The sequence below is a fragment of the Spirillospora sp. NPDC048819 genome (assembly GCF_040650055.1).
Lineage (GTDB): Bacteria > Actinomycetota > Actinomycetes > Streptosporangiales > Streptosporangiaceae > Spirillospora.
In genome coordinates this window covers 1-14,529 of sequence record NZ_JBEZGN010000076.1, presented here as the reverse complement: position 1 = coordinate 14,529, position 14,529 = coordinate 1, and the positions used below count along the sequence as shown (strand labels likewise).

Sequence of the window (14,529 nt, the reverse complement as noted above, 5' to 3'; positions counted from 1 at the left end):
CCTCATAGGTCGACCTACGCCTCTTCCTCGCCACAAAACGATCTTCCCACTCAAGCGATCACAAAGTGGAGAAACCCAAGATCTCCTTAGATCAACTCTTCCACCCCACTCTCATCGAGACCTGCGTCTGTGATCAGAGCTACAAGGAGGAGTAGCTCCGCGTGTGTCTTTGCAGTTTTATTCACGTCGAGCGGGATGTCGCTGAACTTCTTGTCACCGAGAGCCGACCGAATGAGGTTCTCAGCCACACGCGGGTTCAGTTGATGTGCATCGTCCTCGAGCGCCAGCCGCAGATCAGCAATGTATCGGATCACCTGTGAAAGTGAATAGGCTGGCGAGAATATGCGCCGCGCCGCCGCGGCGAACGAACAGTGGAGGAGAAGTGAAAATCCAAGACCGGCCTCGCCGTCGAGCTTCTCCGTGTACTCGCCCTCCCAAGCATCAGGGCCTTCCATGATGAACGAGCGCAACGCCATCATGTGCAGATCGCTAATCGCGACCGAAGAGGTACCTGTCAATTTCTTCACCCAGCAATCGGGAGCCGGTTCCGTTACCCCAGATGCTTATCCGCCTCAGTCCGCGCCTTGGCAAGGAAGGCGTCCAGATCGTCGTCGCTGAAACGAGCATCGCCGACCAATGCGGCCAAAAGAAGAATTTGAGTCCCGAAGAGCCTCTCACTGTCGATGTTGTCGATGGACCCCTTGCCCAGTGCGTCGAGGATGACCATCTCTGCCGCATGCGGGTCAAGTTGGTCTGCTGAATCCGGGTGAATTTCTCGCTGATACGCGACGAAGTCGATGACATCAGCGGCTTCGGCGACCTTGTCGTTAACGATGAATTTCCGGTCGACGGCCTCGAAGAACGCTGCCGTCACCAGGGTGGTGTAGCCACTTTTCGCTTCCTCCGTGTCCAACCCATCCAGTCGGCGCACGTGTTCCTCGTGGTGCCCAGCGAGTTGGGCGCGCAGGGTGGCGACCTGGTCGTCTGTGATTGCCATATCAACTCCGTCGAGAGTTCTTAATCTTTGTATACATCTGTCGGGCCCCACCGATTACCACCACTCCGAGGATGACGCCGTTGGACACAAGGTCCGCAGGGTTTGTTGGTTGGTGGTGAACAGGTTTCATATCGCTGGAACTCTTTGTTTCTGCCTGTCCTGTCGGTGGTGGCTGATTCAGGAAGTCCTTTGCGCTACCCGCCACTTTTCGTGCGGCATCGTACCCTGCCTTGACGCGGTCCATCCGGTTCCAGCGGTCACGGCCGGATTCATTGAGATCCTGCTCCTCGGGTGTTTCTAGCGGGGCGCCGGTATCGTCGCGCAGCCTGTCGGGATCGACTGGGTCGAGGTCTCGGCGGGTTGGGAGACTTTCCCGTCCGGCTGTGTTCTGTTCTTCCGGTATTAGTTCCGTGCCGGGGGCGTCGCTCCGTTGATATCGCGGCTCGAAGCTGACCCTGCCTTGGCTGTCGGACCGCAGGTCGACAAGTATTGGGTTTGTCTCTACTTCCTGGTCTGTCTCATTGGTCTCGTTCGGGGACGGCTCGTTGTCGGTATCTTCGGACTTCTTATCACGGTCGCGGTCTTGTTCGCCGCGTGGTTCGCGTGTCCCCGCGTCTCGGTCCGCTTCTTCCGGTGAGGAAGGGGCGTTGTCGGTGGCGGCAGTTGCTGGTTGCTCCGCTGATTCGGGTTGCGTTCGGTGGCCGTCGTTGGATGACCCGTCGGCGGTCTGCGGGTTCTGTTCGGAGTCTGGCGGTGGTTCGGCGGGACGCTCGCGAGGTTCCAGCTCACCGACCGCGGGTTCGCCGGGTGCGTCGGTGCTGATCGTGCTGCTGGCCGGGGTGCCAGCGTCCCGGGGGTGGATCTGCGCGCCGGTCTCGGCCTGCCTGGTGGCCTCGCCGGACTGGGGCCCGTCCCGGTCGGTTTCAGGCCGGTTCGCTCCGTGGTCGCTGTCGGTGGCGTCGGCCTTGCCCGCTGCTGGTGTGTTCGCGCCGTCGTTCTCAGGCTGTGCCGAGGTGGGTTGGTCGTTGTGCTCCTGCGGCGGTTCGCTGCTGGTGTCGGTGCCTTCGGTCTGCTGCGACGCGTTCTCGAGCTGGTCTTCGCGGGCGCGGGCGATGCTTTCGCGGCGGGACGGTTGGCCGGGGGAGCCGGGGTTGTCGGGCGGCGGCGTCCATTGCCGCTCGGCCGTTGCGGGCTTGTCTGCGGTTTCGGTGCGGGTATCGGTGCCCTTTTCGGGGGACGCGGTCTGGGGACGGTCGCGGTCGCCGGGGGTGCCGGTGTCGGTCTTGCCGTCGGCCGAAGTGCGGTCGTCCTGGGAGCGTGGTTCTGGTTCACGGCCGTCCCGCCGGCTGCCCTGCCCGTCCCGGGGCCTGCCGTCGTCGCGGTCGTGCTCCTTGTCCTCGGCTTCGGGTGTGCCGGACGCGTCCGTCTTCTCGCTCGGGTTGCCGGTCTGTGGTGAGGCGGGCTTGTCGTCGCGTTCTTGGGCCGGCTTGGGGCTGATCTCGGAGCTCTGGGACGTCGGCGACGACCCGTTCTCCATCTGATCTTGGCGGGCGCGGGCGATGCTTTCGCGGCGGGACGGTTGGCCGGGTGAGCCGGGGTTGTCGGGCGGCGGGGTGTAGGGCCGGTCCTGGGAGGTGGGCTTGTCGGTGGTCTCGGTGCGGGTGTCGGTCCCGGTGTTGTCTTCCACGCCCACGCTTGTGGCCCTTTCCCTGGGGGACGCGAACCCGTCCGCCAGGGCATCGGGCTGGACGGTTCGCCGGGCGTGTGCCTTGACGCGCGGGGCTGACGCCGGGCCACACCAGCCCCCATGAAATCGCGCACGTGCGAACTTTGCACGTACGCACGCAAGACACCCGACACCGCACATACGACTTGCTCCGCGTCACGGTCCTCCAACCACGATTTCGTCTCCTCGTAGCGCCGAGTTCGGAACGGCCAACGTTCAGTCGCTCATGATTCAAGGAATGTGACAACGTCCCATTTGTCGGACTCTATTGCCGAAGTGAGGTCGGATGGCGTGTGATCGCCTGCCGACAGCCATCCCCCTGACTGGGAACCCTACGCCCGTACCAGGCGGCGGAGACGTTGACTACCGACCGATTTCTCCGCGATACCGGCTAGGCTGCGGCCACCTTTGGCCGATGGCTCCCGCGGACGTGGTCCGCCCGCGCGGCAACCACTGCCGGGAGCCGGCCGTCGCGTCTTCGTTGAGCCGCTCCAGGCCCGCCCGGTCGAAGTGCTCTTCGCCGACAAGGGCTGGCAGATATCCAGATGTGCCGGATTCGCGCGCACGCACCGCACAGCCCCATTCGACCAGCCGCACCGCCCCGGCGGAGGCGGTTACACGGCCGAAGGTTCAGTCGCCCTCCTACAAGCGGGCTGGAACGCGTACGCCGCATCGGCTGGAGGCGGCAAGCGATGTCCAGTGCCCGGACTCCCTGAGAGCGAACCGTTCGACCGACTGTTCCGCCGCGACACCGGACGGACTACGGCGACTCTTGGCCGATGACACCTGCGGATCTGTCCCGCTGTGCGGCAAGCCACTTCTGTGTGTAGGACGTGGCATCTTCGATGAACTGCTCCAGGCCCGCCCGGTCGAAGTCTGCCTCGGCGACGAGGTACAGGAGGATGAAGACCTGGGAATGTAGGACGGATTCTACGTCGTCCGGACCGCCATCCTTTAGCGGCGGGGCGTCGACGGCACGGCGGATCATGTCCTCGGCCACGAGGGTGTTGATCAGGCGTGCGTCTTCTTCCACCTTGATCCGCAGGTCGGCGACGAAGCGGACGATCTCACCAGCGGTGTAGGTCGGCGCGAACCTTCGGTGAACCGCGACATTGAACGCTCCGTGGAGCAGCGACATGTAGCCGGCCGCCGTCTCATCGTCCTTTTGAATCTTGTCTTGGAGAGGCACCCATGCTTCCGGCCCCTCCAACAGGAACAAGCGCAACGCCAGGATGTTCTCCTCACGAATCCGAACAGCCGAATAATCCATTACCCGAGCAACTCGTCGGCGAGCGAACGGGCTCTGAGCAAGAAGGCGTCAAGCTCGGCAGAAGTGAACTGCTCCTCGCCTACCAGGGCCGCGAGCAGGACGATCTGGTGGCCGAATTTTGTGTCCGCGTCGGCGTCGACCATGGTGCCTTTGCCGAGCAAGTCGAGAATCATGCTCTCGGCGATCTGTGGATTGACGATCTCCGAGGATTCGTCACTCCTTTCTCGCACTTGTGCGACGAAATCAATAACGTTTGACTCGTCCGCGGTTTTTCCGTCCTCAATAAAATGCCGCTCAGCTGCCTCGATGAAGGCGGCAGCGACCAGCGCCGTATAGTAGACGTTGGCTTCATCGGAATCGAGTTGCCCCATCAACCGAAGGTGCTCCTCGCGGTTCCCTGCCAGTTGAGCGCGCAACACTGCCACATGCTCATCAGTTATCGGCATGCTCTCTCCTTCTCGTCTGTCGCGCAAGGTTTATGCCATGACGGGCGATTTGGGTGAGCACGATTACCGTGCTCACGGCTCCGAGTGTGGCATCGCCGACCTTGCCGCTTTGATGAAGTGGCCCTACTTGGTCGGTATTGGGTCGGGCTCCGCTTAGCTGGCCTGTTGGTTGAACTCGTTCCAAGTTTTGTTGGGCTGGTTCGGAATACTTGTTAGTAGCATCCTTCGCATCATTTGCCTTGTTGAGAAACCTGCGGAGACCCTCGCGGCCTCGAGACGGATTATCCGGATCGCTCTCTTGATAGTCGCGAGACGCAGGGTCGTCCTCAGGTCGGCGGGGTTCGCCGTGGTCCGGGGTGTCGTTTCCAGTATCACGGCTTGACGGAATCGGTCGGCCATCGCTGTCGACGGGTATGGTGACGTGGCCTTGGAATCGTCTGGGCTCCACCTCCACTTCTGTGCTGCTCGCTTCATGGGGAGCCAGTTCTCTGCCGGGTTCTTCCGTTTCGCCGGATTGATCTGTGTCGCGGTCTGGTGGGTTGTTTTGGTCGGCGGGTTCGCTGCTTTCCGGCTTCTCGGCTTTCCTATCACGGTCGTCGTCTTGGTCGCCGTGGAGTTCCGGTTCTCCTGGGGCCTGGTCTGCTTCTTGTGGCGAGGCCGCGGCGTTGTCGGGGGTGTGGCGGTTGCCTGGTTCGCCGTCTTGAGCACCGTTGCCGGGAGTCGCGGGCTGCTCGGCTGACTCAGGTTGCGTTCGCTGGCCGTCGTCGGGTGACCCGTCGGCGGTCTGCGGGTTCTGTTCGGAGTCTGGCGGTGGTTCGGCGGGACGCTCGCGAGATTCCGGCTCACCGACTGCGGGGTCGCCGGGTGCGTCGGTGCCGATCGTGCTGCTGGCCGGGGTGCCGGCGTCCCGGGGCTGCGTTTGCGTGCCGGTCTCGTCCTGCCTCGTGGCCTCGCCGGACTCGGGCCCGCCCTCGTCGGTTGCCGGTCTGTTCGCGTCGTGCTCGCTGTCGGCGGCCTCGGCCTTGCCCGCTGCTGGTGTGTTCACGCCGTCGTCCTCGGGCTGCGCCGAGGTGGGCTGGTCGTTGTGCTCCTGAGCCGGTCCGCTGCTGGTGTCGGTGCCTTCGGTCTGCTGCGCATTCTCCATCTGGTCTTGGCGGGCGCGGGCGAGGCTTTCGCGGCGGGACGGTTGGCCGGGGGAGCCGGGGTTGTCGGGCGGCGGTGTCCACTGCCGCTCGGACGTGGCGGGCTTGTCGGCGGGTTCGGTGCGGGTGTCGGTGCCTTGTTCGGCGGACGTGGTCTGGGGCCGGTCGCGGTCGCCGGTCGTTGCGGTGTCGGGTTTGCCGCCGGTCGGGCTGCGGTCGTCCTGGGAGGCTGGTTCCTGTTCGCGCCCGTCCCGTTGGCCGCCTTGCCCGGCCCCGGGTTTGCCGTCGTCGCGGTCGTGTTCCTTGTCCTGGGCTTCGGGCGTGCCGGACGCCTCTGCTTTTTCGCTCTGGTTGCCGGTCTGTGGTGAGGCGGGTTTGTCGTCGCGCTCTTGGGCCGGCTTGGGGCTGATCTCGGTGCTCTGGGATGCCTGCGGCGACCCGTTCTCCAGCTGGTCTTGGCGGGCGCGGGCGATGCTTTCGCGGCGGGAGGGTTGGCCGGGGGAGCCGGGGGAGCCGGGGTTGTCGGGCGGCGGCGTCCACTGCCGCTCGGATGTGGCGGGCTTGTCGGTGGTCTCGGTGCGGGTGTCGGTCCCGGTGTTGTCTTCCACGCCCACGCTGGCGGCCCTTTCCCTGGGGGACGCGAACCCGTCCGCCAGGGCAATGGGTCGGACGGTTCGCCGGGCGTGTGCCTTGACGCGCGGGGCTGACGCCGGGCCACACCGGACCCCATGAAATCGCGCACGTGCGAACTTTGCACGTACGCACACAAGCCACCCGACACCGCACATACGACTCAGTCTGTGTTGCGATCGCTACACGATGACTTCGTCTATCCGTGCCGTCGAATGCAGTACCGTCAACGGCTCGACCGCCCGATAATCAACAAATACGACTACGTCCTATTTGTCGGATTCCATGGCCGAGATGGGCTCGGACAATGCGCGACCGCACGTCGACAACCGCCGCCCTGACTCGGAGCCCTGCGGCCGTGCCAGATCACGGAGCCGCCCGCCCGCCGCGCCCGGGTCGGCTGAGAAGGAACATCCGAGCCTCCAACATCGCCGGACGGTCCAGTCCGCGAAAACCTCATCTCCAAGGCCAGGGCGCAAGAAGGCACCATATAATCCCCACCCTAATCGATATTCGATTGAAGTCGACTAGGGGACAGGAATGACCATAAGGTTCACGCCACTGGCCTCGGAGGATCCGCGGGAGATAGGCGGGTACCAGCTGCGGGCGCGTCTTGGCGGCGGTGGCATGGGCCGGGTGTATCTGTCCTTCACCCCGGGCGGGCGTGCCCTGGCTATCAAGGTCATCCGCCCCGAGTACGCCGAGGACGAGGTGTTCCGCCGCCGCTTCCACCGGGAGGTGGCCGTCGCCCAACGCGTCCAGGGCATGTTCACCGCGCCAGTGGTCAAAGCCGACCCCACCGCAGCGTTGCCCTGGCTGGCCACCGCCTACGTGCCCGGACCGTCACTGCGCGAAGCCGTCGACGATCACGGCGTGCTCCCACCACTGGCGGTGTTCCGACTTGTAGCCGGTGTGGCAGAGGGCCTGCTCGCCGTGCACGCCTGCGGAATCGTCCATCGAGACCTCAAGCCGGCCAACGTTCTGCTCGCCGAGGACGGCCCGCGTGTGATCGACTTCGGTATCGCCTACGCGGCGGAGGCGACGACCCTGACCGGGACTGGCGTGACGGTCGGCACGCCCGCGTTCATCGCCCCCGAGCAGATCCGCGGCGGCTCGGCCACCCCGGCCACCGATGTGTTCGGTCTGGGACACCTCGCCGTGTTCGCCGCAACCGGACGCCCCGCGTTCGGTGAAGGCGACCGGGACGCACTGCTGTACCGGATCACCCGTGAGCCCCCGGAACTGGACGACTGCCCGGACCCGGTTCGCGACATTGCCGAGCGGTGTCTCGCTAAAGATCCGAACGAGCGACCCGGGCTCGCCGAGGTCAGGGATTACGCCCGGCGGCACATCAATGGCCAGACCCTGAACCTGGCCGGACCATGGCTGCCCGCCGCCATCGCCGAATCGCTGGCCTCATACGACGCTGCTGAATACCGCCTACGCGAGGCCGACCGCCGCACTACAACCGTGGACGCCGACCCAGGTAAGAGCAACTCCACACTCGGCCGGCAGCCGGAGTCCATGTCCTCCGGCAATGACCGCACTGGTAGGGACGACGCCGACGGCGAACTCCACCCGACCGGTGGATCCCGACCGATCGGCGGGTCGAATATCGATTCGGCGCATGCCCAGCCCGCCACTCCGGGACGTGTCCAACGGACAATGGCCGCTGGGGCGCTGGCGGCGCTGATTGCCGCGGCTGTGGCGGTGGTGGTCTTGGCCGTCCTCACCGCTCCGAAGAACCTCCCGGCACGGGATGACACCCTGCACCCGGAGGAAATCCCGTCGATCTTCCTTCCCCAGTTGCGCGACGAACTCCTTGAGGGGACGTCCAGTCCCCCGGAGCCGTCGTGGACGATCCCGATGGGGGACGGTTCGACCCACGCTATTGGGGGTGACTCCACCATCGTCATGCTTCAATTCGGCACCTACCTGCTGGGCATCGACATGCGTACAGGTAAGCAGCGCTGGCCCTTCATCAACCTGCATGACACCCCCACATCGTGTGCCGTCCATGAAAACCGGATCGGGTGCGTGGCATCGTCGGACCACGGGTCGGACTCCACAGTCTTCATCCTGGATACCGCCAGCGGCCGGACGGTGAAAACCTCGAAGGTTCCCAACCGGGAGTTGCGCTGGATGACCGTCTCCGGCGATCGCTTCATCGCCATCACGCAACCCGCGAGTAAGAAGAAGGGATTCGGCGTCGGATACACCACTGAAGGCGACCAGGTTTGGACCCGAGAGGGGTACAGTGATATGCACATGTCGGCCAGTGAGGGGCTACTGATCGACACTGCCTATGATTCCGATGAGGTCGTGTTCGTCAGCACCTCGGATGGCCGTGAAGTGGTTCGGTCCTCGCGAGGAGACCGCGAACTGGCCTGGAGCATCTTTAGTGGCGGCATCGCGATCTCGAACCAGGAGGGTACCGGTACCGACATCTACGACCTGGACGGCGAGAAGAGGTCGTCTGTGGCCGGCTGGGAGCCGGCGCGTTATATGAAACGCTATGGGTCAACCTCTCCGCTGCCACTGCTGGTCCCACTCGGCGACAGCCCGCCACACTACCCGGACGAGAATACGATCGCCGCGGCAAATCCCAAGACCGGACACCTGCTGTGGCGGAAATCCGGGCCGGAAGTGTCGACGCAGATGGCGACGGTGGCCGACAAACTCATCATCAAGGATCGCCAGGAATTTGTTCGCGTATACGACTGCATCAGCGGCAAACCCTTGTCGCCGCCGATCAATATGGAAGAGTCCGGCTTTGTGGGCCTGGTGGAGCCGTATTTGATCAAGTCCGACGGCTATCAGCTTATATACACCTATTTGAAGACGCGCGAAAAGTTGGCGTATGTGACGGTCGCATTCGACATGAGTTCAGGGGAAAGGAGATGGGAGTTGCCGCTGAGAGATGCGCCGGAATACCCAGGCGGTCGTATGGTCGGCGTGGGGAAGCCGGGGACCATCAGTCTCTTTAGATGACTCCTTGGCGCAATGCCGCTAGCTCGAGTCGCCCAAGCTTGTGGTCATCGGTGGCCCGTGGCGGCGCGGACCTCGCGCCGTCCCCGCCCTGGCGAAGCCCTCTCACTGCCAGGGGACGGCGGCCAGGCGGAGGTGGGTTTCGCCGCCGCGGTCGCCGGGGCTGCGCCAGGAGTAGACGAGCTGGTCGTCGCTGCTCAGTTCCGGGTGGCCGATCAGGGCGTAGCAGCCCCACCCGCCGACACAGGAGTCGGGGACCTTCGCCGAGACGGCGGCGGTCCAGGGGCCCGTCGGGGAGGTGGCGGTGTAGACGGTGAAGGGAGCGGATCCGAACCCCGTCTGGACGATCATCGCCAGGCCCTTGGAGGTCGTCGCGGAGTAATCCTGGACGGCCGTCCCCCAAGGCACGACTCCGTCCGGGAGCACCGACGCCAGGTGGCCGTCCGCCTGCGCCCAGCCATACCAGCCGGCCGGCTGGCCGAGCGGCTGGGCCCACCATTGGTAATTGGCCGCGTTGCCCCAGAGGGCGGGGTTGGAACTGGGGACACGGGCCACGAACGCGCCGGGGGTGCTGACGCGTTCGGAGTCGAACAGGTACAGGTAGCCGTCGCCGCCGAAGACCGGGGAGCTGAGACCCTGGCCGAGCGGCAGGTCACCGGCGGTCGCCGACACGTCGAACGGGACGGACCGGGCGGTGAACGTGTTGCTGGCGGGCTCGTACACGGTGAGCACCAGCCGCTCCACAAGCCAGGCAGTGTCCAACAGGCACATCTCGGCGTAGGTCAGCAGCACCCGCTCCGCACCGGGAACCGTCGCCGCACCCCCGATCCAGGCGACCGGGACGCCGCCCGGTGAGCACGGGACCGGCGGGCTGTCCGGCTCCGGCCTCTTCAACCCGGTCGGATTCGGAAAGAACGGCTGGGACGAGGTGAGATCCGTGCGCGGCGGAGCGGGCGGCGTCGGCACCTCGGTGAGCGCGCGGGGTGCCTGCCCGGGGGTGAACGAGCCGATCGCCGCGGTGCCCGTCACGGAGTTCGGGAACTGATTGCCGTTCACTCCGGTGTCGCCGAACACCCACAGGGCCTTGCCCGGGGCATAGGCCGCGCTCACTCCGCCGTCGCGGGAGATGCGGTTCGTGGGCGTGTCGGCCGTCGTGAGGATCCGCCCGAGGTCGGACGTCCCGGCGGTGGTGCTCGTCGCCGTCCGGAAGGTCTGGAAGGCGTCGAAGTCGCCGAGGTCGGCCGGGGTGGTGCCCGGCACGCTGACCTGCGGGCCGAACGGCCCGGTGCACAGCGGGCCCGAGGCGAGGATGTTGGTGTCACCGGAGCCGCACACCTGGTAGTGGTAGAGCCCGCCCGGATTCAGACCGCTCAGCTCATGCGTGATCGTGAGCCCTGAAACGGGGGACGACGCCGGGCCGACCGGTGTCGATTGGGAGCTCTGTACGGAAGGTGTGGGGCCGTCCTCCCACCATTGGAACCAGCCGATGCACGGATTGTCCGGAGCGTCGGCCGCGCAGTTCACCTCGGCGGTCAGCGTTGCCGAGGTGGACGCGATGGAGACCGGTGGCGTCGTCACCCCATCGCATCCGGCGAGCAGCACCAGCATGAGCGCGGCGGCAGACGCGGTCGAGCGCTTGACGGGCATGTTCCGCTCCGTTCGTCGACCGAACGGTAACCTCACCACTCTCAGCCGTCCCCGATCTGACACAAACCGGACACCGAGCGGAACGTCCGCCGCTCGGCGGAGAGTCCGTTGAATCCAGGACGGCCAGTGGTCCGGCGCGGCGTCACCGGACGCTCATCACCACCGTGCCGAGCGTCCGGTGACGTCTTTCGGTCCGGATCGCAGTCGTCACCGGTTTGCCTGGTGCGCTTTGAGTCTCAGAACCAGTGCTCGGCCAGCAACGTCAGTGACCGTTCGCGGACGGCGGGGTCATAGGCGTAGGTGACGGTGATGAGTTCATCGGCCCCGGTACGACGGGCGAACTCGTTGAGGTGGGCGACCGCCGTCTCCGGCGAGCCGACGGCCTTGATGCGCAGCATCGGCTGGTCACGTCCGCCGCGTGCGGCCAGCGCGTCCGGATCGACCGGGGGCTGGATCTTGCGGCGCAGACCGCTCTGGACGTCGAGGAACATCTGCTCCAGCGTCGTGAACTCGCGTTCGGCTTCCTCGTCGGTCGGGGCCACCATGACGTTGATACCGGCCATCACGTACGGCCTGTCGATCTGCGCGGTCGGCCCATCGGAGGTGAACGCCTCCCGATAGATGCGAACAGCGTCGTCGAGCTGATCCGGTGCGAAATGCGAGGCGACCGAGAAAGGCAGGCCGAGCTGACCGGCGATCGAGGCGCCGTTGACCGTCGAGCCGAGAACCCAGATGGGTACCTCGGTGCCGGCCGAAACGGCCGAATGGATCGGTGCGCTCCTGCCGGTGCCCTCCTTGCCGAACCAGCCCTGAAGGTCGTAGATGCTCTGCGCGAAGGCTTGCGGTTCGGCCGAGGACCGATTTAGCGCGCGGGCGGTCATCATGTCGGTCCCCGGGGCCCGTCCGAGGCCGAGATCGATCCGCTCACCGTGGATGTTGGCGAGGGTGCCGTATTGCTCCGCCACCATGAGCGGGGCGTGATTGGGCAACATCACACCGCCCGAGCCCACGCGGATCCGCTCCGTTTCCGTCGCGGCCTGGGAGATCAGCAGTGCGGTGGCACTGGCCGCGAGAGCCTCGGTGTTGTGATGCTCGGCGAACCACAGCCGGTGGTATCCGAGCCGCTCGGCCAGGCGGGCCGCCCGCATCGAGGCTGCGATGCCGTCGCGAGCGGTGGATCCCTCCCAGATGGGCACCAGATCGAGAATGCTCAGCGGGACAGTCACGTGCGCAGTTTCCTTACGTATCGGGCCAGGTCGGGTGTGCAACGGCAACCAGTCCCGTCCGAGTTGTATTCCACGACCGTGCCCGTTGCCGGTTCGCCCGCACCGGCGAAAGCGGCCCGATTCGTCCGGCGCCGAAGGCCGGGTCCGCTCCCTACAACGCCCGGTGTCCGGGAGCGTCCGGAGGCCACTCGCTCGGCTCGAACATCAGGTACAGGCCGCCGAGCCACACAGGGTCGGCCTTCGGGACCACGCGGACCGAGACGGACACCGTCGCGGTCCTGCGGGTCGGGAACTCGCCCGGCCTGGCGTTGCGCGAGAGGTAGGCGAGGCCCTGCCTCATGTGGGCGCGCGGGCCTGGGTCGAGGTCACCCGCCCAGTCGGGCTCGGTCTCGTGCCGCAGCCACGCGTAGCAGGCCATTGCGTAGCCGAACTCGCGTTCCGTGAGGTAGCCCAGCCGCGAATAGCCGTCGTTGCAGGCGGCGTTCAGGGTGCGTTCGTCCAGGTACCCGAGGGGCTGGACGGAGAAGCCGCGCCCGGTCTCACCGAACCTCAGCGCGGCGTTCGTGGTGAAGACGCCGAACCCGAAGAAGACGGTGAGCAGATCGGTGAGCCGCTCGTGATCCTTGCGATCCGCGGTGATGCGTCCCTCGCCCAGGAGCCGCGCGTGGCACAGCTCGTGCGCGATGACGGCGATCAGGTAGGCGGCATCGGACGCCTCCGTCACGTCGAGGCCGATGACCGTTCGGCCGTCTCTGACGTAGAAGTGGCCGACGGCGCGACGCCCTTTGCGGGCCGCCTCCTCGTCCTCGTCCTCCCGGTCGAAGAGCTCCACGGTGAGCGCGGACCGGTCGATCCGCATCAGCTCGCACACCACCTCGACCATGCCGTCGATCTGCTCCGGCGTCCCAGTGAACCGGCCGTCCGACAGCTCCGGACTCGGCAGGACGATCTCCCGCGTCGGCCGGCGGCCGAACTCGCCGATGAACCAGCTGATCGACGCCTCGATCCACACCTGGTGCGCCACACCGACCGGGCAATCGGTGCTCACCACCGGCAACCACGGCCGCGGCCTTTCCGGCTCGTCGTTCATCGCGCTCCCCGACGGTGGTTGTCGCACGTCCGCTCACGATTCATGGGTCGCGGCGCCGCCGCCCTTCACGGCGGCGGGCCTGGCTTTACGGAATGACTCAATTGGCGCCCGCGCCTTGGGGGCCGCGGCCAGCCACGCGGCATTTTTTAGCACACTTTTCCATCGCGTTGCCAACATTCGAGAGATGCCGCGTAATTTGGTGTTGAAGAATGGCGCACGTGCGGGATTCGAGCATTTAATTTCGGTCTGTGCGGCCGCCGCACATGTGAATCTCGCACGTACGAGACTTTGGTGTTCCCGCGTGTGGCCCTCCATCGGCCGCCACCCTCAGGCAGGCTGGTGAGGGGCGTCGGCCACTGCCGGTGATGAGTTTCGGCGCTCCATCGAGTCTCACTCCGGGAATACCCCTACGACCAAGGAGGAGCTTCATGGGCAAGGTCATCTACGGGATGCACACCTCGATCGACGGCTACATCGAGGACCGCGACGGCAGCATCGGCTTCTCGGAGCCGGCCGAGGACGTCCACCAGGCGGCGAACGACCAGGCTCGCCAAGCCGCGGCGTTCCTGTTCGGGCGGCGGCTGTACGAGATGATGGAGAAGCCCTGGACGCAGGAGCTCGGCAAGGAAGGCACCCCGGCCGTCGAGCGCGAGTTCGCCCAGATCTACAAGGAGACGCCGCGGTACGTCTTCTCCGATACCCTCCAGACCGTCCCCGACGGCGTCACGCTCGTCCGCCGCAAGGAAGCCGTTTCCGTGGTGACGCGGCTCAAGCAGGAGATCGACGGCCCCCTTGAGATCGGCGGTCCGGAGTTGGCCGTCTCCCTGCTGGACCTGATCGACGAGTTCTGGGTGTGCGCACTTCCCGTGATCATCGGGGCCGGCAAGCCGTTCCTGCCCGTGGGAAGTGACCTGAGGCTGCGCCCGGTCGAGCACCGCGTCTTCGCCTCGGGAGCCACGCAAGTGCGCTACGTACGCGCCTGACCCGCCATGAGGGGTGGGCGGGCCCTGGCCTGGCGAGGTTGTACGAGCGGGTGATCGCTGCGATTCCCGATCTAGGCTCCCGCTGGCGGGAGATTGTGGGCGATGACGGCTGGGAGCGTGCCTCTGGTCTCCAGTTCCGGTTTTCGACCGTCAAGTAACAGCGGGTGCCCCGGGCTGTTGCGGCTCCACAACAACGGCCTAGTCGGTGCGGCCCGGATCGGTCCCGCCCATGACCCGGTGGAGATCCGCCTCCGGCCGAAGACGTCGATCGATCGCCTGCTCCTCCTCGGCTAGTACTCCAGCCGCATTTAGTGATCGATGAGGCGTTGTTGTCGTTGGTAGTGGCAGCGGCGGGCGCGGGCCTGGTGGCGGCGTCGCCAGCGT

11 protein-coding genes are annotated in these 14,529 nt (G+C 65.8%); 2 read left to right on the top strand and 9 right to left on the bottom strand.

Translation table 11 applies throughout. The annotated features are described in order from the left end of the window. Window positions 1-86: 86 nt before the first annotated feature. The 6 genes from AB0C35_RS45340 to AB0C35_RS45315 all read right to left on the bottom strand — a co-directional run bounded on the left by AB0C35_RS45340 (window position 87) and on the right by AB0C35_RS45315 (window position 6,195). Entirely contained in the window at window positions 87-527 is a 441-nt protein-coding gene (locus tag AB0C35_RS45340) for a hypothetical protein (protein WP_358470671.1), read from the bottom strand. Between the two features lie 23 nt (window positions 528-550). Further along, window positions 551-997, bottom strand: coding sequence for a hypothetical protein (locus tag AB0C35_RS45335; RefSeq protein WP_358470668.1), 447 nt, complete (start codon window positions 995-997; stop codon window positions 551-553). Between the two features lies 1 nt (window position 998). Further along, a complete protein-coding gene (locus tag AB0C35_RS45330) occupies window positions 999-2,684 on the bottom strand; it encodes a hypothetical protein (protein WP_358470665.1) in 1,686 nt (561 codons plus the stop codon). 799 nt (window positions 2,685-3,483) lie between these two features. Then, the gene (locus AB0C35_RS45325) at window positions 3,484-3,993 is read right to left on the bottom strand and encodes a hypothetical protein (protein WP_358470662.1); all 510 of its coding nucleotides are present in this window, start codon (window positions 3,991-3,993) and stop codon (window positions 3,484-3,486) included. Next, complete coding sequence (locus AB0C35_RS45320; RefSeq protein ID WP_358470659.1) at window positions 3,993-4,439, bottom strand: hypothetical protein; 447 nt, start codon at window positions 4,437-4,439, stop codon at window positions 3,993-3,995. The genes AB0C35_RS45325 and AB0C35_RS45320 overlap by 1 nt, the downstream gene beginning before the upstream one ends. Next, window positions 4,426-6,195: a hypothetical protein gene (locus tag AB0C35_RS45315; RefSeq protein WP_358470656.1), complete on the bottom strand. Its 1,770-nt coding sequence runs from the start codon at window positions 6,193-6,195 to the stop codon at window positions 4,426-4,428. Before AB0C35_RS45315 ends, AB0C35_RS45320 begins: the two co-directional genes overlap by 14 nt. A 556-nt stretch (window positions 6,196-6,751) precedes the next feature. Here AB0C35_RS45315 and AB0C35_RS45310 point away from each other — a divergent pair. Next, window positions 6,752-9,202: a serine/threonine-protein kinase gene (locus AB0C35_RS45310; RefSeq protein ID WP_358470653.1), complete on the top strand. Its 2,451-nt coding sequence runs from the start codon at window positions 6,752-6,754 to the stop codon at window positions 9,200-9,202. Between the two features lie 102 nt (window positions 9,203-9,304). Here the strand turns inward: AB0C35_RS45310 and AB0C35_RS45305 are convergent, their stop codons facing one another. The 3 genes from AB0C35_RS45305 to AB0C35_RS45295 form a co-directional block, all read right to left on the bottom strand. Then, window positions 9,305-10,846: a hypothetical protein gene (locus AB0C35_RS45305; protein WP_358470650.1), complete on the bottom strand. Its 1,542-nt coding sequence runs from the start codon at window positions 10,844-10,846 to the stop codon at window positions 9,305-9,307. 236 nt (window positions 10,847-11,082) lie between these two features. Further along, on the bottom strand, window positions 11,083-12,072 hold the full coding sequence (locus tag AB0C35_RS45300) for an LLM class flavin-dependent oxidoreductase (protein ID WP_358470647.1): 990 nt from the start codon (window positions 12,070-12,072) through the stop codon (window positions 11,083-11,085). 151 nt (window positions 12,073-12,223) lie between these two features. Continuing rightward, window positions 12,224-13,120 (bottom strand): hypothetical protein, encoded by an 897-nt coding sequence (locus AB0C35_RS45295; RefSeq protein ID WP_358470644.1) that lies wholly within the window; start codon window positions 13,118-13,120, stop codon window positions 12,224-12,226. 470 nt (window positions 13,121-13,590) lie between these two features. Here AB0C35_RS45295 and AB0C35_RS45290 point away from each other — a divergent pair, with 470 nt between their 5' ends. After that, on the top strand, window positions 13,591-14,145 hold the full coding sequence (locus AB0C35_RS45290; protein WP_358470641.1) for a dihydrofolate reductase family protein: 555 nt from the start codon (window positions 13,591-13,593) through the stop codon (window positions 14,143-14,145). Window positions 14,146-14,529: the final 384 nt, after the last annotated feature.